This is a genomic window from Lacinutrix sp. 5H-3-7-4 (assembly GCF_000211855.2).
Lineage (GTDB): Bacteria > Bacteroidota > Bacteroidia > Flavobacteriales > Flavobacteriaceae > Lacinutrix.
This window is the reverse complement of the sequence record NC_015638.1, coordinates 298,253-320,108: the sequence shown is the minus strand read 5'-3', so window position 1 is coordinate 320,108 and position 21,856 is coordinate 298,253. Positions and strand designations below refer to the sequence as shown.

The 21,856-nt window shown below is 31.0% G+C and carries 21 protein-coding genes; 14 read left to right on the top strand and 7 right to left on the bottom strand.

All coding sequences use genetic code 11. From position 1 onward, the window contains the following. Position 1: 1 nt before the first annotated feature. The 8 genes from LACAL_RS01480 (at position 2) to LACAL_RS01440 (ending at position 8,895) form a co-directional block, all read left to right on the top strand. Positions 2 to 412 (top strand): curli production assembly/transport component CsgF, encoded by a 411-nt coding sequence (locus LACAL_RS01480; protein ID WP_013868924.1) that lies wholly within the window; start codon positions 2 to 4, stop codon positions 410 to 412. 17 nt (positions 413 to 429) lie between these two features. Continuing rightward, positions 430 to 1,935, top strand: a complete 1,506-nt coding sequence (locus tag LACAL_RS01475) for a CsgG/HfaB family protein (protein ID WP_013868923.1) — start codon at positions 430 to 432, stop codon at positions 1,933 to 1,935. Positions 1,936 to 1,975: 40 nt separating this feature from the next. Next, positions 1,976 to 3,499 carry a carboxypeptidase regulatory-like domain-containing protein gene (locus tag LACAL_RS01470; protein ID WP_013868922.1) on the top strand — a complete coding sequence of 508 codons (1,524 nt, stop codon included), beginning with the start codon at positions 1,976 to 1,978 and terminating at the stop codon, positions 3,497 to 3,499. An 87-nt stretch (positions 3,500 to 3,586) separates the two neighbouring features. After that, on the top strand, positions 3,587 to 4,765 hold the full coding sequence (locus LACAL_RS01465) for an AIR synthase related protein (protein ID WP_013868921.1): 1,179 nt from the start codon (positions 3,587 to 3,589) through the stop codon (positions 4,763 to 4,765). 17 nt (positions 4,766 to 4,782) lie between these two features. Next, a complete protein-coding gene (locus LACAL_RS01460) occupies positions 4,783 to 5,736 on the top strand; it encodes a DUF3078 domain-containing protein (protein ID WP_013868920.1) in 954 nt (317 codons plus the stop codon). Between the two features lie 402 nt (positions 5,737 to 6,138). After that, entirely contained in the window at positions 6,139 to 7,215 is a 1,077-nt protein-coding gene (prfA, locus tag LACAL_RS01450) for a peptide chain release factor 1 (RefSeq protein WP_013868918.1), read from the top strand. 45 nt (positions 7,216 to 7,260) lie between these two features. Beyond that, positions 7,261 to 8,076, top strand: coding sequence for an orotidine-5'-phosphate decarboxylase (gene pyrF, locus LACAL_RS01445; protein ID WP_013868917.1), 816 nt, complete (start codon positions 7,261 to 7,263; stop codon positions 8,074 to 8,076). A gap of 27 nt (positions 8,077 to 8,103) precedes the next feature. Next, complete coding sequence (locus LACAL_RS01440) at positions 8,104 to 8,895, top strand: ABC transporter substrate-binding protein (RefSeq protein WP_013868916.1); 792 nt, start codon at positions 8,104 to 8,106, stop codon at positions 8,893 to 8,895. Here the strand turns inward: LACAL_RS01440 and LACAL_RS01435 are convergent. The 3 genes from LACAL_RS01435 to purU all read right to left on the bottom strand — a co-directional run bounded on the left by LACAL_RS01435 (position 8,878) and on the right by purU (position 10,998). After that, positions 8,878 to 9,075 (bottom strand): Lacal_2735 family protein, encoded by a 198-nt coding sequence (locus tag LACAL_RS01435; protein ID WP_013868915.1) that lies wholly within the window; start codon positions 9,073 to 9,075, stop codon positions 8,878 to 8,880. The two genes, LACAL_RS01440 and LACAL_RS01435, sit on opposite strands and share 18 nt — an antisense overlap. 252 nt (positions 9,076 to 9,327) lie before the next feature. After that, positions 9,328 to 10,032 carry a DUF4197 domain-containing protein gene (locus LACAL_RS01430; protein ID WP_013868914.1) on the bottom strand — a complete coding sequence of 235 codons (705 nt, stop codon included), beginning with the start codon at positions 10,030 to 10,032 and terminating at the stop codon, positions 9,328 to 9,330. Between the two features lie 117 nt (positions 10,033 to 10,149). Then, complete coding sequence (purU, locus tag LACAL_RS01425) at positions 10,150 to 10,998, bottom strand: formyltetrahydrofolate deformylase (protein ID WP_013868913.1); 849 nt, start codon at positions 10,996 to 10,998, stop codon at positions 10,150 to 10,152. A gap of 147 nt (positions 10,999 to 11,145) precedes the next feature. On the opposite strand from purU, the gene LACAL_RS01420 reads away from it, so the two are divergent. Continuing rightward, entirely contained in the window at positions 11,146 to 14,559 is a 3,414-nt protein-coding gene (locus LACAL_RS01420; protein WP_013868912.1) for a methylmalonyl-CoA mutase family protein, read from the top strand. A gap of 157 nt (positions 14,560 to 14,716) precedes the next feature. On the opposite strand, the gene LACAL_RS01415 is transcribed toward LACAL_RS01420, so the two are convergent. After that, positions 14,717 to 15,112, bottom strand: a complete 396-nt coding sequence (locus LACAL_RS01415; RefSeq protein WP_013868911.1) for a hypothetical protein — start codon at positions 15,110 to 15,112, stop codon at positions 14,717 to 14,719. Between the two features lie 118 nt (positions 15,113 to 15,230). On the opposite strand from LACAL_RS01415, the gene LACAL_RS01410 reads away from it, so the two are divergent. From LACAL_RS01410 to LACAL_RS01395, 4 genes are all read left to right on the top strand, one after another. Further along, complete coding sequence (locus tag LACAL_RS01410) at positions 15,231 to 15,671, top strand: Lrp/AsnC family transcriptional regulator (RefSeq protein ID WP_013868910.1); 441 nt, start codon at positions 15,231 to 15,233, stop codon at positions 15,669 to 15,671. A gap of 228 nt (positions 15,672 to 15,899) precedes the next feature. Beyond that, positions 15,900 to 16,445: a sigma-70 family RNA polymerase sigma factor gene (locus LACAL_RS01405; protein ID WP_013868909.1), complete on the top strand. Its 546-nt coding sequence runs from the start codon at positions 15,900 to 15,902 to the stop codon at positions 16,443 to 16,445. A gap of 65 nt (positions 16,446 to 16,510) precedes the next feature. Then, positions 16,511 to 17,014 carry an antitoxin Xre-like helix-turn-helix domain-containing protein gene (locus LACAL_RS01400; RefSeq protein WP_013868908.1) on the top strand — a complete coding sequence of 168 codons (504 nt, stop codon included), beginning with the start codon at positions 16,511 to 16,513 and terminating at the stop codon, positions 17,012 to 17,014. Between the two features lie 2 nt (positions 17,015 to 17,016). Next, entirely contained in the window at positions 17,017 to 17,487 is a 471-nt protein-coding gene (locus LACAL_RS01395) for an RES family NAD+ phosphorylase (protein ID WP_013868907.1), read from the top strand. On the opposite strand, the gene LACAL_RS01390 is transcribed toward LACAL_RS01395, so the two are convergent. Next, a complete protein-coding gene (locus tag LACAL_RS01390; RefSeq protein ID WP_013868906.1) occupies positions 17,484 to 18,257 on the bottom strand; it encodes a DJ-1/PfpI family protein in 774 nt (257 codons plus the stop codon). The genes LACAL_RS01395 and LACAL_RS01390 overlap by 4 nt on opposite strands. Before the next feature lie 52 nt (positions 18,258 to 18,309). Here LACAL_RS01390 and LACAL_RS01385 point away from each other — a divergent pair, with 52 nt between their 5' ends. Next, positions 18,310 to 20,247 (top strand): CocE/NonD family hydrolase, encoded by a 1,938-nt coding sequence (locus tag LACAL_RS01385; protein ID WP_013868905.1) that lies wholly within the window; start codon positions 18,310 to 18,312, stop codon positions 20,245 to 20,247. Here the strand turns inward: LACAL_RS01385 and LACAL_RS01380 are convergent. Together LACAL_RS01380 and LACAL_RS01375 are read right to left on the bottom strand one after the other, a co-directional pair. Next, positions 20,244 to 20,618: a VOC family protein gene (locus tag LACAL_RS01380; RefSeq protein ID WP_013868904.1), complete on the bottom strand. Its 375-nt coding sequence runs from the start codon at positions 20,616 to 20,618 to the stop codon at positions 20,244 to 20,246. The genes LACAL_RS01385 and LACAL_RS01380 overlap by 4 nt on opposite strands. Further along, positions 20,587 to 21,825, bottom strand: coding sequence for an MFS transporter (locus LACAL_RS01375; RefSeq protein WP_013868903.1), 1,239 nt, complete (start codon positions 21,823 to 21,825; stop codon positions 20,587 to 20,589). Before LACAL_RS01375 ends, LACAL_RS01380 begins: the two co-directional genes overlap by 32 nt. Positions 21,826 to 21,856: the final 31 nt, after the last annotated feature.

Below are 21,856 nucleotides of genomic sequence, written 5' to 3'. Positions count from 1 at the left end.
TATGAAATTTAAACTATTTATATTTTTTCTTTTTAGTGCGAGTACAGTTGCAATGGCACAGCAATTTAGTTATAAGCCTTTAAATCCTGCGTTTGGAGGAGATACATTTAATTATAATTGGTTATTGAGTTCTGCAAATGCACAAAATGGATTTACACAACCAAGAGCAGAAACTGAAGAAGAATCTGAATTAGATCGTTTTGGAGAGCAATTAAATCAACAAGTTCTTAGTCAAATCTCAAGAGCGCTTTTAGCGCAACAAGTAGATGCTGTTGGTGATTTTAATGAAGAGGGAACATTTACATTTGGCTCATTAAATGTAGAAGTATTTGAGTCTGATGAAGGTTTAGTTATTAATATTCTTGATACACTAAATGGAGAGCAAACTCAAGTTATTGTTCCAAATCCTTAAAGAAAGCTTAACCTTTTATGAATAATTTTAAAAAAATAATAGTCTTATTGACTATATACATATTCGCAAACTCTTGTGGTACTTATTTTAATCAACCTTTTTCTCAAGAACCCGCAAAAATTGGAGAATTTTCAAAATCTACAAACAAGCTACTTAGTTTACCGCCAGCTAAAGTACCATTAGAAGTCGCTGTATATAATTTTAGCGATCAAACAGGGCAATATAAAGCTGTAGAAAACGGAAGTACTTTTAGTACAGCTGTAACGCAAGGAGCCACTACAATATTAATTAAAGCTTTAGGAGATTCAGGCTATTTTATTCCTTTAGAAAGAGAAAACTTTAATAATCTTTCTACAGAAAGAAATATTATACGTACAACTAAGCAAGAATATATAAAAGGATTAAATCCTAACGAACCACCAATTGAGCCTTTGCTTTATGCGGGTTTAATGTTAGAAGGTGGTATTATTTCGTATGACACCAATATTGTTACAGGTGGAGCTGGAGCTAGATATTTTGGTGTTGGAGGATCTGCTAGGTATAGGCAAGACAGAATAACGGTTTACTTGCGAGCTATTTCCACTAAAAATGGAGAAATTTTAAAAACAATATATGTTTCAAAAACGATATTATCACAAGCAGTAGATGTAAGTTTATTCCGGTTTGTTAAATTTCAAAGATTGTTAGAAGCAGAAACAGGATTTACTCAAAATGAACCAGTACAATTAGCAGTTAAAGATGCTATTGAAAAAGCAGTGTACGATTTAATTTTAGAAGGTATGCAAGATGGGTATTGGGCTAGTAATGCTGGTGTTGAAAAGGATAATCAATTAATGAGTGAATATAAAGAAGAAAAAGAAATTTCTAACTCCACTCAATTATTTAATAGATTTACATTTAAAAGACGAACAGATAATGTAATACATGGTTCGTTAGGTAGTGCAAGAATTAATGGAGATTATATAAACCCTGAACATCAACTTAATTTTAGATTAGGTTTTAAACGCTATTTAAACTCTCATTTCAATTTAAATTTAAATGCAAATAAATTTAAACTCTCTAATGAGGATATATTTGAAAAAAGCTTTGTTTCATTTGATGCTAATGTAGAATATAATATTCTTCCCTTTGATAAATTATCACCTTACATATATGTTGGAGGAGGAACTAATATTTCAAGTGATTTCAATAATATAAATCCAAAAATACAAGCAGGATTAGGCTTAGAGTATTTGGTCACAGATAGATTAGGAATAACTAGCTACGTAGAAAATAATTTTGTATTTAGCGATGCTGTTGATGATTTGGTAAGAGGAGATAAAGACGATATGTACCTTAGAATAGGACTTGGTGTTAATTTATACATTGGTAATTATAACACTAAAAAAGATATAGAAAGAGCTAGAGAAAGAGAGAGAAGAAAAGAGTTGAGAAAAATTAGAAGAGAAAACATAGAAAAAGGATTATATAATAAGTCTAGTGAATTGATAGATGAAGTTGAAGCTAATAACAATGAAAATTAATCAATAAAATATTAAAAGGAACTAACCTAAATTAACAAAAATGAAAACACTAAAATATTTAGCAATGTTTTTTGTTTGTATGTTATTATTAACATGTAGTGAAAATCAAATTGATGGAGAGCGAATAGGTTCAATTAACGGTAAAGTTGTTGCAGAAGGTACAAACGCTCCTTTAGAGAATGTGAAAATATCAACAAATTCTCCAACAAGTACTGTTTTTACAGATAATGAAGGGAATTTTGTTATTGAAAATGCACCAATAGGAACATATGCTGTACAAGCAGAACTTGATGGTTTTGTTACTGCATTTGAATCTGTAACAGTTATTGAAGACGCCGCAGCGGTTGTATCTTTTGAGATGTTAACTTCTAACGCAAATAATCAACCTCCGTCAATACCAACATTAATATTTCCAGAAGATTTAGCTACAGAGCAGCCTTTAGAAATGCAATTTACATGGGAAGCAAGTGACCTAGATATTAATGATGAATTATCTTATACGTTAGAATTAAGAAATGGAAATACAAATGAAATAGAAATTTTTGAGACTGCCCAAGATACGTTTTACTTAGCAAGTAACTTACAATTATCTACAACTTATTTTTGGCAAGTAAAAGTTAGCGATAATACTAATGAGGAAGTTACTTCTTCTATCAGTCAATTTAGTACAATAACCTCTCCAAACAATCCTTTTCTATTTGTAAAAGAAGAAGATGGTAACAGTGTTATATATTCTGGAAATCAAGATGATTCTACGACAGGAAATGGAGATGTAGATGTAGGAATATTGAAGTTAACAAGTGAAACCAACAATAGTTTTAGACCAAGAGCTAATATGGCAATAAATAAAATTGCTTATTTGCGAACCACTGGAGGTAATGCTCAAATTTTCACTATGAATACAGATGGTTCTAATAAAACTCAAGTTACTAATGCAATACCAGTAACAGGGTTTAGGTTTGATCATATAGATTTTTGCTGGGCACAAAATGGTAGTAAATTATATTATCCAAATTTTAATGAGTTATATTCAATTAATCCAGATGGAAGTGGAGCTATTTTAATTTATGAAACAGTAGATGGATCATTTATTTCAGAAGTCGAAACTGTAGCGTCAGATAATGATTTAGTATTACTAAAAACTAACAATGCAAATGGTTATAATGCAAGAATCTTTACATTAAGACTATCTACTCAAACAGAAGAAACTGTTATAGCAGAAGGTTTTAATGGCGCATTAGGCGGTATTGATATCTCTGCTAATGGAAATCAAGTGGTTTATACTAGAGACTTATCAGGATACGAGCAGCCAGATTATAGGCAATTTCAAAGTAGGATATTTTTTTACGATATAAATTTAGGTACAAATACCCAAATAGTTACTGAAGCTTTACCAGGACAAAATGATTTAGATGTGAAATTTTCCCCAACAGAAGGAGGCTTTGTTTTTACAAGAGTAGATAATAATTTAGGAGCAGTTCCTGGAGTTAGAAGTTTTCAGCTCGGTCAAGCTACTGCCGAAAAAGAACTCTTCACTGCTGCCTCAATGCCAGATTGGGATTAATAAAATTATAACATAAATTTAAAGAAGCATACAATAATTTTGTATGCTTTTTATTTACAATTATCTTTGCGAGTATAACACAACATTATGAGCTCAGAAATTAGTAAAAGATATAGTCAACGAGGTGTTTCAGCTTCAAAAGAAGACGTACACAACGCTATTAAAAATATAGATAAAGGATTGTTTCCTAAGGCATTCTGTAAAATTGTACCAGATTATTTAACTAATGACGAGGATTATTGTTTAATAATGCATGCAGATGGAGCAGGTACAAAATCGTCACTAGCTTATATGTATTGGAAAGAAACAGGAGATATTTCTGTTTGGAAAGGCATTGCACAAGATGCTTTAATTATGAATATAGACGATTTACTTTGCGTTGGAGCAACAGATAACATTATGTTATCTTCAACCATAGGAAGAAATAAAAATCTAATTCCTGGCGAAGTAATTTCAGCAATTATAAATGGAACTGAAGAATTAATTGAAGATTTAAAAAGCTTTGGAGTTACTATACATTCTACAGGTGGAGAAACAGCAGATGTTGGAGATTTAGTAAGAACAATTATTGTAGACTCAACAGTAACAGCTAGAATAAAACGAGAAAACGTAATCGATAATGCAAATATTAAAGCAGGAGATGTTATAGTTGGTCTAGAAAGTTTTGGTCAAGCCACGTACGAGAAAGAATATAATGGAGGTATGGGAAGTAATGGTTTAACTTCTGCTAGACACGATGTATTCAATAATTATTTAGCTACAAAATATCCAGAAAGTTTTGATGCAGCAGTACCAGAAGATTTAGTATATTCTGGGCAAGTTAAGTTAACAGATGCAGTAGAAAATAGCCCAATAGATGCAGGTAAATTAGTATTGTCACCAACAAGAACTTATGCGCCAATTATAAAAGAAATTTTATCTAAATATACTTCGCAAGACATCCATGGTATGGTACACTGTTCTGGAGGAGCACAAACCAAAATTCTTCATTTTGTAGATAATTTGCATATTGTAAAAGATAATTTATTCCCAATTCCACCACTTTTCAAGCTAATTCAAGAACAATCTAAAACAGATTGGAAAGAAATGTATCAAGTGTTTAACTGTGGGCATAGAATGGAATTATATGTAAGTCCTGAAATAGCAGAATCTATTATAGCAATATCAAAAAGCTTTAATGTCGATGCTCAAATAATTGGAAAAGTCGAAGCTTCAGAAAATAAAAAACTAACAATAGAAAGTCCTTTTGGAACGTTTCAATATTAAACTTCTAAATTAAATTAATGAGAATTTGTTTATTAATTATTGCACTAATAGCAATTAATATAGGAAAAGCACAAGAAATAAATCAAGACTCGGTAGTTAAAGTTCAAGATACAGTTAAATGGCTACAAGAGAATAAAGCAGGTTTAGATATAAACGAAGTAACCTTTGTAAATTGGAGCGCAGGAGGAAGTAACTCTATTTCAGCACTACTTAATTTACAATCAAGTTTACGTTATAAACGCGACAATTTAATCTGGAAAAGTGTAGCAAGAACACGTTATGGAGTAAACAAACAAGAAAATCAAAAGCTAAGAAAAACCGAAGATGAGTTAGAACTTAGCTCCACTATAGGTTATAGAAAAGATACACTTACAAATTGGTACTATTCTGGTAAATTTAATTTTAGAACCCAATTTTCAAACGGTTATAATTATCCAGATAGAGCAAATCCTATCTCACGTTTCATGGCACCAGGCTATATGTTTTTAGGTGTAGGAGTAGAGTATGGTAAAAATATAGAAAAATTAGCCTTTTACTTTTCACCATTAACCTACAAAGGCACTTATGTTTTAGATCAAAATTTAGCCGATACAGGCGCCTTTGGAGTTGATGCAGCACTATATGATGAAGAAGGAAATAGAATAAAAAAAGGCGAAAATGTAAGAACAGAAATGGGAGTACTAGTTACCAATAACTATGAAACAGAGCTTTTTGAAAACATACACATAAGAAACCAATTAAGTTTTTATACAGATTATATTAATAGCTTTGGTAACGTAGATGTAGACTGGGAAGTGGTATTCGATTTTAAAGTAAACGATTATGTAAAAGCGACTTTAGGATCTCATTTAAAATATGACGACGATATTAAAACTCTTGTAGAAACAAATGTTGAAGATGAGTTTGAAGAAAAAGGCGCAAAAGTACAATGGAAACAAGCGCTTGGTGTTGGTGTAATAATGGCGTTTTAAATAAAGCCTTTAATAAGCAATATAAATCCACAGGTAATAAAACAATCTACTAAATATAAAATACTAATTAATTTAAGATTAGAAACACCTACCATTTTGTAAAAACCAAGTTTTCTTCTCATGGTTTTATCGCTAATCATTAACCAAAATATTATAATTAAAAATAATTTAGTTAATAAAGCAAAAACAATTTGAGGACTATATATAGTAACTATAATGTTAACTATAAAAGACCACACAAAAAGTGGTTTGTAATAAAATAGTATAGCGCGAAATTGGTTAAGCATATAAATAACAACGCAAAATATTATATAATATTTTTCAAAAAAAACGGAAACTAAACATTATCAGTTACTAATTGATAAATTATCGTATTTTTGTTTTTACAATTTAAAGAGATAGATGCTAGAGAAATTACAAATAGTAAAACAGCGTTTTGATGAGGTGAGTGATTTAATCATTCAACCAGATATTATAACAGATCAAAAACGCTATGTAGAATTAAATAGAGAATATAAAGATTTACGCTTGTTAATGGATAAGCGCGAGTTATATTTAGAATTTACAAATAATTTAGCTGAAGCTGAAGAGATAATTGCAGATGGTAGTGATCCAGAAATGGTAGAAATGGCTAAAATGCAATACGATGAAGCTAAAACAGCAATCCCAGAACTTGAAGAAGAAATAAAAGTATTATTAATACCAAAAGACCCTCAGGATGCTAAAAATGCAGTAGTAGAATTAAGAGCTGGTACAGGTGGAGATGAAGCTAGTATTTTTGCAGGAGATCTTTATAGAATGTATACAAAATACTGTGAGAGCAAAGGATGGAGAGTAGATACTGTAGATTATAGTGAAGGTACAAATGGTGGTTTTAAAGAAATTCAATTTGAAGTATCTGGAGACGATGTTTATGGAACTTTAAAATTTGAAGCAGGTGTTCACCGTGTACAACGTGTTCCACAAACCGAAACGCAAGGTCGTGTTCATACAAGTGCAGCAACTGTAATGGTATTTCCTGAAGCCGAAGAGTTTGATGTAGAAATAGACCCTAAAGATGTTCGTATAGATTACTTCTGTTCATCTGGACCAGGAGGACAATCTGTAAATACAACATATTCTGCAGTGCGTTTAACACACGAACCAACAGGATTAGTGGCACAATGTCAAGATCAAAAATCGCAACATAAAAATAAAGAAAAAGCATTTAAAGTATTACGTTCTCGTTTATACGATTTAGAGCTTGCCAAAAAAATGGAGGAAGATGCTGCATTACGAGGTACCATGGTAACATCTGGAGATCGAAGTGCAAAAATTAGAACCTACAACTATCCTCAAGGTCGTGTAACAGATCATAGAATTGGTTTAACACTTTACGATTTATCTAATATTGTAAATGGAGACATTCAAAAAATTATAGACGAATTAATGCTAGCCGAAAACACCGAAAAATTAAAGGCAAACAGCGATATAATGTAAAATTCAAGCCTCTTTTTTAGAGGCTTTTTTTATTATTAACTTACCATGACTACAAAACAACTTGTAACCCAAATAAATAAAAAAAACTCATTCCTTTGTATTGGGTTAGATGTAGACTTAAATAAAATACCAGAACACTTATTAAATTTAGAAGACCCAATTTTTGAGTTTAATAAAGCTATAATAGACGCTACACACCATTTATGTGTTGCCTATAAACCTAATACAGCATTTTATGAAGCTTATGGATTAAAAGGCTGGAAATCCTTAGAGAAAACTATAAACTATCTAAATAAAAATTTTCCAGAAATTTTTACAATAGCAGACGCAAAACGTGGAGACATAGGAAACACAAGTACTATGTATGCTAAAGCATTTTTCGAAGATTTAGCTTTCGATAGTGTTACAGTGGCTCCATATATGGGAAAAGATTCTGTAGAACCTTTTCTAGCTTTTAAAGATAAGCATACCATAATGTTAGCTTTAACGTCTAATCAAGGCGCATTCGATTTTCAAACCAAAACAGTAGAAGGCAAAGAGCTGTACAAACAAGTTTTAGAAACTTCAAAATCGTGGAAAAATTCAGAAAACCTAATGTATGTAGTTGGAGCAACAAAGGCAGAATATTTCTCAGAGATTAGAAAAATAATTCCAGACAGTTTTTTATTAGTTCCAGGAGTTGGTGCTCAAGGCGGAAACTTACAAGACGTTTGCAAATACGGTATGACAGATACTATTGGTTTATTAATAAACTCTTCAAGAGGTATTATTTATGCTTCAAAAACTGAAAATTTTGCTACTGCTGCCGCCATTAAAGCAGAAGAATTACAAAAGCAAATGGAAGTTATTTTAAACAAATAATTTATAACCTTAAGCCAATTACAATTTGTGGAAATTAGAGATCAAATAGGAAATACTGTAACTTTAAAAACAACACCTAAACGTATAATTTCTTTAGTGCCATCTCAAACAGAATTACTTTATGATTTAGGTTTAGAAGACTCTATTGTTGGTATCACTAAATTTTGTGTACATCCATTTCATGCAAAAAGTACAAAGCATAAAGTAGGCGGAACAAAAAATATTAAAATTGAAGTTATAAAAGCTTTGAATCCAGATATTATACTTTGTAATAAAGAAGAAAACACAAAAGAAATAGTAGATGCATGTAAAACAATTTGTGCAACACATGTATCTGATATTTTTAATATATCAGATTGTTTAGAGTTAATAACTCAATATGGAGAATTATTTAATAAGCGAACAAACGCCTCTAAAATAATAGATAAAATAAATTTTAATTTAAACGATTTTAAAGCTTTTATAAAAAATAAACCAACACTTAAGGTTGCTTATTTTATCTGGAGAAAACCATGGATGGTTGCAGCTAATAACACTTTTATAGATTATTTATTAGAATTAAATAATTTTGAAAACATCTATAAAAACCGTGAACGTTATCCCGAAATAGAATTAAAAAAGATAAGATTAGAAGGAGATCCTGAAATTGTAATGTTATCTAGTGAACCTTATCCATTTAAAGACGAACATGCCTTTGAGGTTGGCCGTGTGTCTCACCATGCAAAAACAATTTTTGTTGATGGCGAATATTTTTCTTGGTACGGCTCAAGATTAATTAAAGCCTTTGATTATTTTAAAGCTTTAAGAAATAGGCTGTGAGTTGTCGCGAGCTAAAAACTTAATCTGGTTTAACTTATTTAATAATTTCATAGCTTTAAACTCAGAGTCATCACTAAGTGCATGATCTGTTTCTCTCAAATTATAGGCTTGCTCTACTAATTGTTTGTAGCGCTTGTTGAGCTTACTTTGGTGCGCTTTTAAAATATTTTTTCTTGACATAGTTCCTGGGAGATTACGTTATTAAAAATACATTAAATATTGATAATAAGCAAGTTGCGAAACGGTTAATTTAAAAAACAGATATAAAAAAAACCAACCTAGTGATGATGCTAAGGTTGGTTTTTTATACTATAATAAACTAACTAACTCAAGTAATATGAGATGAATAACTTGAGATACAAATGTATATAAAAGCTTCAGCTTTAATGTTACATTAATATTATCTAACTATTACTAAATGTGTTACTTATATTAATCTTGTAAAGCAAAAACTTTACGTAACAAATCTGTAGTTCTTGATGATGCTTTTTCTCTAATTTCAAGTTCTTCAACAGCAATCATTTTGTAAACACCTTTTAAAGCTTCTCCTGTAACATAGTCTGTTAAATCTGGGTTTACATTATTTGTAAACGGTATCGCGTTATATTTGTTTATTAAATTAGCCCAAATTTGGTCTGCACCAACTTTTGCAAAACTGTTTTTAATAACCGGATTAAATTTAGCGTATAAAGCACTTTCTGTTCTATTACTTAAATACTGTGTTGCGGCATCGTTATCACCAAGTAAAATGTTTTTAGCATCGTTAAAAGTGATGCCTTTTACCGCATCAATAAAAATAGGTGTAGCTTCACCAACAGCATCTTCTGCTGCACGATTTAAAACTTTTAATCCTTCATCTGCCAAATTACTTAAACCTATATCACGTAAAGCTTTATCTACTTTTTGTAACTCTTCTGGTAATAAAATTTTTACTAATTCATTTTTAAAAAAACCATCTTGTTGTGTTAGTTTAGTTACTTGTTTGTCAATCCCTAAGTCTAAAGCCTGGCGTAAACCGTTACCTATATCTACTTGAGAAAGACTACCATTTCCTTGAGGTAATTGGTTAACAACGTCTTGTAGTTCTGCACAAGCTGTAAAATTTAAAATAATAATAAAAGTCAATAATTTTTTCATGTTCTATAATTTATGGTGTAAATATACTCAATATTAAGATGCGCTTTAAGCTCAAAACTTGCGGATAATGTTAACTATTCTTTAAATAAAAAAAATCCGTTTTATGTTTAATGTTGGCTATGAAAAAATAATGGTCTTATTATTAAACACCATAACTTTTCGGTTTATGTGATATTTTATAGCGGTGGCTAAAACTATTTTTTCAAGATCACGACCTTTGGTAATTAAATCTTCTATTGAGTGTGTGTGCGAAACGCTCGCTACATCTTGTGCTATAATTGGTCCAGCATCCAAGTCTGTAGTTACATAATGGCTTGTTGCTCCAATAATTTTAACACCGCGTTTATAGGCAGAGTGATAAGGTTTTGCTCCTACAAATGCAGGTAAAAAAGAATGATGAATATTAATAATTTTATTTGGGTATTCATTAATTAATGTGTTTGTTACAATTTGCATGTAACGCGCTAAAACAATAAAATTAATGCCATGTTCTTTACAAAGTTTAAGTTGTTGTGCTTCAGCTTCAGCTTTAGTGTCTTTTGTTACAGGAATATAATAAAAAGGAATATTAAAGCTTTCAGCAATAGGTTTTAAATTGTTATGATTACTAATTATAAAAGGAATATCAACAAACAATTCTCCAGAATTATATCTTCCTAATAAATCATACAAGCAATGGTCGTATTTAGAAACAAATAGTGCCATTTTTGGTTTGTCTTCAACATCATAAATTCGCCATTTCATGTTAAACCTTTCAGCTAATACATTGGTGAAATTTGATTTAAAACTTTCCATTGAAAAAGCTTTAAACTCACTTTCTAATCGCATACAGAAAATATCTTGTTCTCTATCAACATGTTGGTCTATGTATACTATATTTCCATTATTATTGGCAATAAAATTAGTAACAGAGGCTATTATGCCAGTTTGGTCTTTGCAATGTATTTGTAGTGTAATTTTATTCATTGTGTTGATTATTAATAGTGTAACTAAGGTAGTGCAAAAAAAAAAAAAATATTATATAGCATAGTAGTATTAGATAATTATGATTTTAGCAACTATTTTTTTGAATATTCCGTAAATTGCAAGCCTTAATCACACTTAAAATTAGTAATGGAACAAAAAGCACCTTACAATCCAAAATATAAAGTTAGAATAGTAACAGCTGCAGCATTATTTGATGGCCATGATGCATCAATAAATATAATGCGTCGTATTATCCAATCTACAGGTGTAGAAGTTATACATTTAGGCCATGATAGAAGCGTGGACGAGGTTGTAAATACAGCTATTCAAGAAGATGCTAATGCAATTTGCTTAACCTCTTATCAAGGTGGGCATAATGAGTATTTTAAATATATGTACGACCTTTTAAAAGAAAGAGGAGCAGAACATATTAAAATATTTGGCGGCGGCGGCGGCGTAATTTTGCCTTCAGAAATTGAGGAGTTAATGGATTATGGTATTGCACGAATTTATTCTCCAGATGATGGTCGCGCCATGGGATTACAAGGTATGATTAACGATTTGGTTGAACAATCAGATTTTGCCATTGGTGATACCTTAAATGGTGAAGTTGATGTACTTGCAACTAAAAATCCAAAAGCCATTGCTAGAGTGATTTCTTCTGCCGAGAACTTTCCAGAAGTTGCAAAAGACACTTTAGATAAAATTCATATTAAAAATAAAAATTCTAGAACACCAGTTTTAGGAATTACAGGAACTGGTGGTGCTGGTAAATCTAGTTTGGTTGACGAGTTGGTTCGTCGTTTTTTAATAGATTTTCCAGAAAAAACAATTGGTTTAGTATCTGTAGATCCTTCTAAACGTAAAACAGGTGGCGCACTTTTAGGAGATCGTATTCGTATGAATGCTATCAATTCTCCAAGAGTATATATGCGTAGTTTGGCAACGCGTCAATCTAACTTAGCATTATCTAAATATGTTAATGAAGCGGTTGAGGTTTTAAAAGCTGCCGAATATGATTTAATTATTTTAGAAACGTCTGGAATCGGACAATCGGATACTGAAATTATAGAACATTCTGATGTTTCTCTTTATGTAATGACGCCAGAATTTGGTGCAGCAACACAATTAGAAAAAATTGACATGCTAGATTTTGCAGATCTAGTAGCCATTAATAAATTTGATAAACGTGGATCTTTAGATGCTTTACGTGATGTAAAAAAACAATACATGCGTAACAATAACCTTTGGGATACACCACAAGAAGAATTACCTGTTTATGGTACAATAGCTTCGCAATTTAACGATCCAGGAATGAATACGCTGTACAAAGCGATTATGGATAAGTTGGTTGAAAAGGCAGATTCAGACTTAAAATCTACGTTCCATATTTCTGATGAAATGAGTGAGAAGATTTTTGTAATTCCGCCAAGTAGAACACGTTATTTATCTGAAATAGCTGAAAATAATCGTGCTTACGATAAAACAACAAACACTCAAGTTGAAGTTGCTCAAAAATTATACGGAATTTATAAAACTATAGAATCTGTATTAGAAGTAACTCCAGAATTAGATAAAGCTGGAATTGCTTCAAATTCTTTTGAAATAAAAGAAGACAATAAAGATTTTGTAAAATTGCTTATTGCCGAATTCGATCGTGTTAAATTAAACTTAGACCCATACAATTGGGAAGTCATTACTGGTTGGGATGAAAAGGTAAATAAATATAAAAATCCAATATATAGCTTTAAAGTAAGAGATAAAGAGATTAAAATTGAAACACACTCTGAGTCATTATCTCACTTACAAATTCCTCGTGTAGCTTTACCAAAGTACCAAGCTTGGGGAGATTTATTACGTTGGACCTTACAAGAAAATGTGCCAGGAGAATTTCCATATACTTCGGGATTATATCCGTTTAAACGTACAGGTGAAGATCCAGCACGTATGTTTGCTGGTGAAGGTGGACCAGAGCGTACAAACAGACGTTTTCATTACGTAAGTGCAGGTTTACCAGCAAAACGTTTATCTACCGCTTTTGATAGTGTGACACTTTATGGTAACGACCCAGATTTACGTCCAGATATTTACGGTAAAATTGGTAATGCTGGTGTTTCTATTTGCTGTTTAGACGATGCTAAAAAATTATATTCTGGTTTCGATTTAGCAAACGTCATGACATCGGTAAGTATGACTATTAATGGTCCTGCGCCTATGCTATTAGGTTTCTTTATGAATGCTGCCATAGACCAACAATGTGAGATTTACATTAAAGAAAATGGTCTAGAAAAAGAAGTTGAAGCAAAAATCGCAAAACTTTATAAAGGCAAAGAGCGTCCTACTTATAACGGCGATTTACCAGAAGGAAATAACGGTTTAGGATTAATGCTTTTAGGTGTTACTGGAGACCAAGTCTTGCCAGCAGATGTGTATGCAGAAATTAAAAAGAATACCATTGCACAAGTAAGAGGAACAGTTCAGGCAGATATTTTAAAAGAAGATCAAGCTCAAAACACTTGTATTTTTTCTACCGAATTCGCATTGCGATTAATGGGAGATGTACAAGAGTATTTTATAGAGAATAATGTGCGTAATTTCTATTCGGTTTCTATTTCTGGATATCATATTGCAGAAGCTGGAGCCAACCCAATTACACAATTAGCATTGACCTTATCTAACGGTTTCACATATGTGGAATATTATTTAAGTCGTGGTATGGACATTAATAAATTTGGACCAAACTTATCGTTCTTTTTCTCTAACGGAATTGATCCAGAATACGCAGTAATTGGTCGTGTTGCCAGAAAAATTTGGGCAAAAGCCATGAAACATAAATATGGAGCTAATGCAAGAGCACAAATGCTTAAATACCATATTCAAACGTCTGGACGAAGCTTACATGCTCAAGAAATAGATTTTAACGACATTCGTACAACGCTTCAAGCCTTATATGCTATTTACGATAATTGTAACTCATTACACACTAACGCGTATGACGAAGCCATTACCACACCAACTGAAGAATCGGTTAGACGTGCAATGGCTATTCAGCTAATTATAAATAAAGAGTTAGGATTAAATAAAAATGAAAATCCAATACAAGGCTCTTTTATTATTGAAGAATTAACCGATTTAGTTGAAGAAGCAGTTTTACAAGAATTTGATAGAATTACAGAACGTGGTGGCGTTTTAGGTGCAATGGAAACCATGTACCAACGCAGTAAAATACAAGAAGAGAGTTTATACTACGAAACATTAAAACACAACGGAAAGTTCCCAATTGTAGGTGTAAATACATTTTTAAGTTCTAAAGGTTCGCCAACGGTAATTCCTGCGGAAGTCATTAGAGCAACAGAAGAAGAGAAGCAATTCCAGATAAAAACTTTAGAGAATTTACATAAAGCAAATGATACTAAAGCGATGCTTAAAGACTTACAGCACAAAGCCATTAATAACGAAAATATTTTTGAAGCCTTAATGGATGTTTGTAAAGTATGTAGTTTAGGTGAAATAACTTCAGCGTTATTTGAAGTTGGTGGTCAGTATCGCCGAAATATGTAAGTAGAGAAACACTTTTTTGCTTTTTCCAAAAAAGTACATGAATTGCTTATACTATATTTATTTGGGACTTTAGAAAACGATTAGTTATTATAAAAATAAAAAGCACTTAATTTATTTAAATTAAGTGCTTTTTTAATAATGGTGGTTGGTTAAATAGTTACAATGTTAAAGCCCAATGGTTTTGAAGCTTTTTAAAAATTTTTAATTCTTTTCTTAATATGGGAAGATAGTCTTTTCCGTTACTATTGCATTTTTCTAGTTTAATACAATTTCGGTACAACCTGTTTGTTAATCTTCTTAAACTATAAAGTTGTTTGTGTTTTTTTTCTTTACAATGTTCTAACTCCACTTTTATAATTTCAGAACCTAAAGAAACAGATTGCTGTACAATGTCACCAGAAACATAAATGTTTTCGTCTTCTTCTCCATTATTTTTTAAGTAAGATAAATCGTCTCTTAAATAAATAGAAATATTTTGCGATAAGGCAAATATATCCAGAGCCTTTTGATATATAGGCGATTTAGGTACATGTGGTGGAAGATTGTAATACATTTTTCTTTTTCAATTTTTATCAAATTTAATAACAAGTTTAAAAAGTTGGATTTAGATATTAATGTAAAAACAACTATTTGCTTTAATTTTTAAATATATTTGCTTAAAAAGTTTAAACATGACTATTGATAATTTAAATTGGAAAATTTTAAATTGTTTGCAAAAGCAAGCGAGACAATCTAATGCCGAAATTGGTAGACAAGTAGGCATATCCTCTCCAGCAGTTTCAGAGCGTATAAAAAAAATGGAAGATGCCGGAGTTATACAAAGCTATAATACAATGGTTTCTTCTATAGCTGTTGGTTATCAATTTAAAGCTATTATTAACTTAAGAGCATTTATGGGCATGTTAAAGCCCTTTTTAGAAAAAGTAAAAACTTATGATGAGGTTACAAATTGTTATAGAATTACTGGTAACGAAAATATTGTAATGGAAGTTGTATTAAAACATCAAAAACATTTAGAATCATTTATAGATCAATTAATTGTTTATGGAGAGGTTAAAACTCAAATTGTTTTATCTCATGTAGTAAAAAATAATCCTGTTAAAAGAGTTTAACTAAAATTTGTAAAGTTTTTTTGCATCTTTTTACATAATTTTTAGTCTATTATATAAACACTAAATAATAATAATCATGAAAAATATAGAATGTAACTGTAACTGTGAAGGTTGTAAAAAAGGCAATTGTAAATCTTGTACATGCGAGAGTTGTACTTGTACAAATTGTAATTGTTAATTAAAAGTTGGTTTTATGTAATTTACTCTATGTAAAACCGACTTAATATTATGATTATGACAACAAAACAAATTTGGAAAACATATTCTGATGATTTAAAACGTTTTATTTTTAGTAAAGTAAAAAATGATGCGGTAGCAGATGATATATTGCAGGATGTGTTTGTAAAAATTCATACTAAGTTAAATACTCTGCAAGACGTTTCTAAACTAAAATCTTGGTTATTTTCTATTGCAAGATATTCAGTACTAGATTATTTTAAAACAAATAATAAAACGTTTGAGATTGCAAATTTTGAAACTCAAACGCAAATAAAACAATCTACTCACACAGAAAAAGAATGCTTACATGGCATTTTAAAAAGCTTACCTAAAAAGTATAGAGAACCATTGTTTCTTTCAGATATTAAAGGATTAAAGCAAGCAGATATTGCGAAACAATTACAACTTACTCTGCCAACCGTAAAATCTCAAATACAACGCGCCCGAAAAATGGTTGCACAAGGTTTTATGGATTGTTGTGGTTTTGTTGAGAATGATAATGGTGTATTGGTTGGAGAAATACAAGAAAAAGAAGATTGTAAAATTTGTAATTAAAAAACTTAGTTTAAAACTTTAAAATCACGACAAAATTAATTATATTTGTGTCAAATGTCGTAATCATGAAACCTTACAAACAAGAATCTAGTATTCAAAACTTAGCAAATGAGCCAGAAACTTTTTATGGCTTAGATAACAAATACGATAGAATTATAAGTGTTTTGGGAGGTAGTGCAAATATCTCTCAAGATATAAACAGCGATTTTGATCTTATTCAAATTACTAGAAAAGGATTGCCAAAATCTGCGGTTTTAACGCTTAGTAAATTATTAGGTATTTCTATGGAGCACATGAGTGATTTAATACATGTTTCGCACCGTACAATTCAACGTAAAAGTGATAGTGATTTATTAAATGTTTACAGTACAGAGCAAATACTAGAAATTGCTCAAGTTGTTTCACGCGGTATAGAAGTTTTAGGAACACTAGATAACTTCACATCTTGGTTGCACAGTGATATTCGTGTTTTAAACTATAATAAACCTATTAGTTTGCTAGATACCAGTTTTGGTACTGCATTAATTTTAGATGTTTTAGGCCGTATAGAATTTGGTGTTTACTCTTAATTATGCGAGGTTTTAGAATAGCTAAAAAGCAATATTTAGAAGATTTATCTGGTGAAGGTTCTAGGTTATATGGTGGCCGTTGGAATAAAAAAGGTATGGCTATGTTATATTTCTCAGACAGTTTATCTACAAGTCTTTTAGAGGTTTTAGTGCACCTTGATTTTAAATATTTATCTAACGATTTTGGTTATATGGAAGTGGAAATTCCAGATACCTTGGTTAATAAAAGTCTAAAAATAAAAGATTTAAATAGCGATTGGAGAGATAACCCACCAAAAAGCAGTACTATAAATCTTGGAAATAACTTTTTAAAAGAAAATAAAAAATTAGCATTAAAAGTACCTTGTGCTATACTGCCAATAGCAAATAATATTTTAGTAAACCCAAAGCATAAAGACATAGGTAAATTAAAGATTATTAAAATTTCAGATTTAGATATCGATAGTCGTTTGTTGGATTCTACAAAACTTTAAAGATTCTTTTCAATAATTAAATGTGGTACATTATTAAGATTCCAGTCTATTACTAAACCACCAGCGAGGGATTGTGCAATTTCTTTTCCGTAAAGATATTCGCATAAATATAGTGCAGCTTCAAAACTTTTTGCACCACCAGCAGAGGTAATGTATTTACCATCATGAACAAATAACACCTCTTTTTTAATATCTAGTTTAGGAAACATTTCTCGCATTTTATCAATATCACTAGGGAAAGTTGTTGAAGTAACATTATTTAATAGTCCCGCTTTTGCCAATACAAAAGCTCCATCACAATGCGATGTTATAAAAGTAGCTTCTTTATCAATTTTTTTAACAAAATCAATCATTACTTTATCTTCTAGGTCTGTATCTAAATGATGTTCTGCACTTGGTACTACTAAAATATCTATTTTAGGTAGTTTATTTTTTACATAGTTATAATCTGGAGTAATACGCATGCCTTCAAATGTAGTAATAGGTTTATCTGTATTTGCAACAGTAAAAACATTCATAGCCTTAATATTTTCTCTAAATATGGTATGTTGAAAAATATCGAAAGGCGCAGTTAGTTCTGTATTAAAAGTACCATCCATTATTAAAAACGCAACATTATAACGGTTAGGCTCTAATTTAGGGAATTGTTTTTCTTCAATTTGTTTTTCACTGGTAATATTAGGAGGTGAGACAGTGTTTTTCTTATTAGAATTACATCCAAATAGTGTTAAAATTAAAAAAAGGAAGCCTATATTTTTTATATTAATCATAGAGAGAAATTGTTTTTGTAAATTTAGTCAATCTAAACAATCAATTACTTTAATGAAACACATTTTTAAAATCACTTTTGCGCTTTTAATTCTTTTTACGTCCTGTAAAAAAGATTTAAAAACAACAACAACAACAACTGTTACTCAAGAAACAGATACGTATGTACAAGATAATTATACCAAAAAAGAAGTGGATATCGCCATGCGAGATGGTATAAAGTTGCACACAACCATTTATTCTCCAAAAGACACAAGTAAGGAATACCCTATAATAATGATGCGTACGCCATATAGTAGTCAACCTTATGGAGAGAATAATTTTAAGAAAAAAATAGGTCCTAATGTCCATTTAATGAAAGAAGGTAATATTATTGTATATCAAGATGTTCGTGGCCGTTGGATGAGTGAAGGTGTTTACGATAATATGCGAGCTTACATTCCTAATAAAAAAGATAATAACGATATTGACGAATCATCTGATACTTACGATACTATAGATTGGCTTGTAAACAATGTAGAAAATAATAATGGCCGCGTTGGAACTTGGGGAATTAGCTATCCAGGTTTTTATGCAACATATTCAACTATAGATGCGCATCCAGCATTGAAAGCAGCATCGCCACAAGCGTGTATTGGTGATTTCTTTTTCGACGATTTTCATCATAATGGTGCATTTTTATTAAGCTATTTTAGAGCCGTTTCTCTCTTCGGAACTACAAAAAATAAACCTACAGATTCTGCATGGTATAAATTACCAAATTTACCAACACAAGATCAGTATCAGTTTTTCTTAGATGCTGGACCACTTAGCAATTTAAATAGCTATTTTCAATATGAAACTCCCGATGATAAATCTGTTTCTAAAACAGATAGAATTGATGATGTGTTTTGGAAAGAAATTATAGAGCATCCAAATTACGATAGTATTTGGAAACCAAAAGGACTTATTCAAAATTTAAAACATTCTAAACCTACTGTAGCGACTATGATAGTTGGTGGTTTTTTTGATGCAGAAGATTTGTATGGACCATTAGAAACCTATAAAGCTATTGAAAAAAATAATCCTGAAGCTTACAATACTATTGTGTTTGGACCTTGGGACCACGGACGTTGGGCAAGTAGTGCCGAAAAAAATTATGTAGGTAATTATTTCTTTGGCGATTCAATATCTCTAAACTACCAAAAACAAGTAGAAACAAAGTTTTTTAATCACTTTTTAAAAGGAAGTGGCGATAAAAATACAGGGTTACCAGAAGCTTATGTTTTTGATTCTGGAAAAAAAGATTGGAGTAGTTTTAACGCTTGGCCACCAGAAAACGTTACTAAACAGAAAATGTATTTAAATGCTAACCAGGAATTAGCAACAACAAAAAAGGGAAATACTAAAGAGGTTTTTATTAGTGATTTAAAACGTCCTGTACCATATTCTGAAGATATAAAAACGGTGTTTACACCAAGAAAGTATATGACAGACGATCAACGTTTTGCTGCTAGACGACCAGATGTATTAGTTTTTGAAACTGAAGCATTAGAGAAAGATTTAACTTTAGCAGGAGATATTTTAGCAAATTTAAAAGTAGCAACAACAGGAACAGATGCAGATTGGATTGTTAAAGTTATAGATGTACATCCTGGAGACATTGAAGAGCAAGAAGAAGGTATGCAAGATCACTTAAAACTTAGTAATTACCATATGATGGTTAGAAGTGAAGTTATGCGTGGTCGTTTTAGAAATAGCTTTGAAAAACCAGAACCTTTTGTGCCTAATAAAACTACAGATGTAACTATTAAATTACAAGATGTTTTTCATACAATAAAAGCAGGACATAAATTGCAAATACAAGTTCAAAGTACTTGGTTCCCACTTATTGATTTAAATCCGCAAACATTTGTACCAAATATTTATAAAGCCAAAGAAAGCGATTTTAAAAACCAAACGCATACAGTATTAAATGCTTCTAATATTGAATTTTCAATTTTAGCTAATTAAATACGCCATGGTGGATTTTTACGATTTTCACCAGCTTTAAAAAGAATAATATTATTACCATCTGGGTCTTGGAGTTTGGCTTCGCGCCATAACCAAGACTCATTTTTTGGTAATTGGTTAAATGTAATGCCTTTATTTTGAAGCGTTTTAACGACAGCATCAAGCTCTTGATTTTCAAAATAAAGCGTGGTGTTGTTCCTTAATAAAATATCATCTGTAAAGCTTATAGATAAAGTAGCCTCACCATCTGGACATTCCAGCCTAGCATAACGAGGCAAAGCATCTACAATTAATTTTAAACCTAATTTTTTATAAAAAGATACTAGTTGTCTTGTGTTTTCAGTGGCTATTGTAACTTGGTTTAAGTTCATTACTATTAATTTTTTTCTTCATATATAATTTTAAAACAAATAAAAGTAAAATGCAAATTCCTGCAAGCGCTGTCATTACTAACCACGTGCTATTAAAACCAATACCAGATACTATTTGCAATCCTGCATTAAAACCAAATACACTTGCAATAGAGAAAGACATAATATACATAGCCATATACTCACCTTGGTTTCCTTTTTTTGCAAGATCCATAACATAAGAGTTTGAAAAAGGAAAAGCAATCATTTCACCAACGGTCATTAAAAACATACCAATTATTAATATTCCAGACCATGCTGTAATATTTAAAACAATAAAGCTTAAGCCTGTTAAAAAGGCTCCAAATAATACTAGACTTACTTTGTTGTATTTCGTTTTTTCTAGCCAGCTAATTAAAGGCATTTCAAATAAAAATATAAAAAAGCCATTAGCGCCTAAAAGTAAGCCTATTTCTACAGTATTTAATAAATGTACATCTTTGTAATATAAAGGCATTGCCGAAAAATATTGAAAGAATATAACAGCAAAAACAAGCATTGCAAAAAAGAATATAATAAAGCTTTTGTTCTTATAGGCAGATTCTGGATTCTCTATTTTTATTTCATCTTGTACAATTGCCTTTTTCGGGTTTAATACTTTAATTAGCAGTAGTGTAGCTGCTATGCAAGTTAAGCCATCTACCCAAAAAAGTCCCGAATAGCCTATACCCGAAATTATTAAGCCACCAACTGCAGGTCCGGCAGAGAAGCCTAAATTTATAGCAAGTCTAATTAAGGTTACACTTCTAGTTTTATTTTTTGGCTTACTATAAGTACTCATAGCAACAAACATGGCAGGTCTAAAAGTATCTGCAACAACCATTAGTAGAAATATACCCAAACAAAAAGACTCAAACGTTTTTAAAAATTGTACGGCAATAAATAAAATCCCAGTAAAAAAAAGGCTTACAACCATAACTTTGTAAAAGCCAATAGTATCTGTTAATTTGCCTCCTAACCAAGTACCAATTACAGAGCCTAAGCCAAAACAGGTCATTACCCAAGCAACCTTTTCTAACGAGAGATTTAGATCTTCGGTTAAGTAAATAGAAAGAAAAGGAATAACCATTGTACCGGCACGATTAATTAATGTAATTAGTGCAAGCCACCATACTTCTTTGGAGAGGCCTTTAAAAGTGTTTAAGTAATTATTGAATAGCGTTTTCATTGGTTTGGTTGGTTTTAGATGTTGTTTTTAA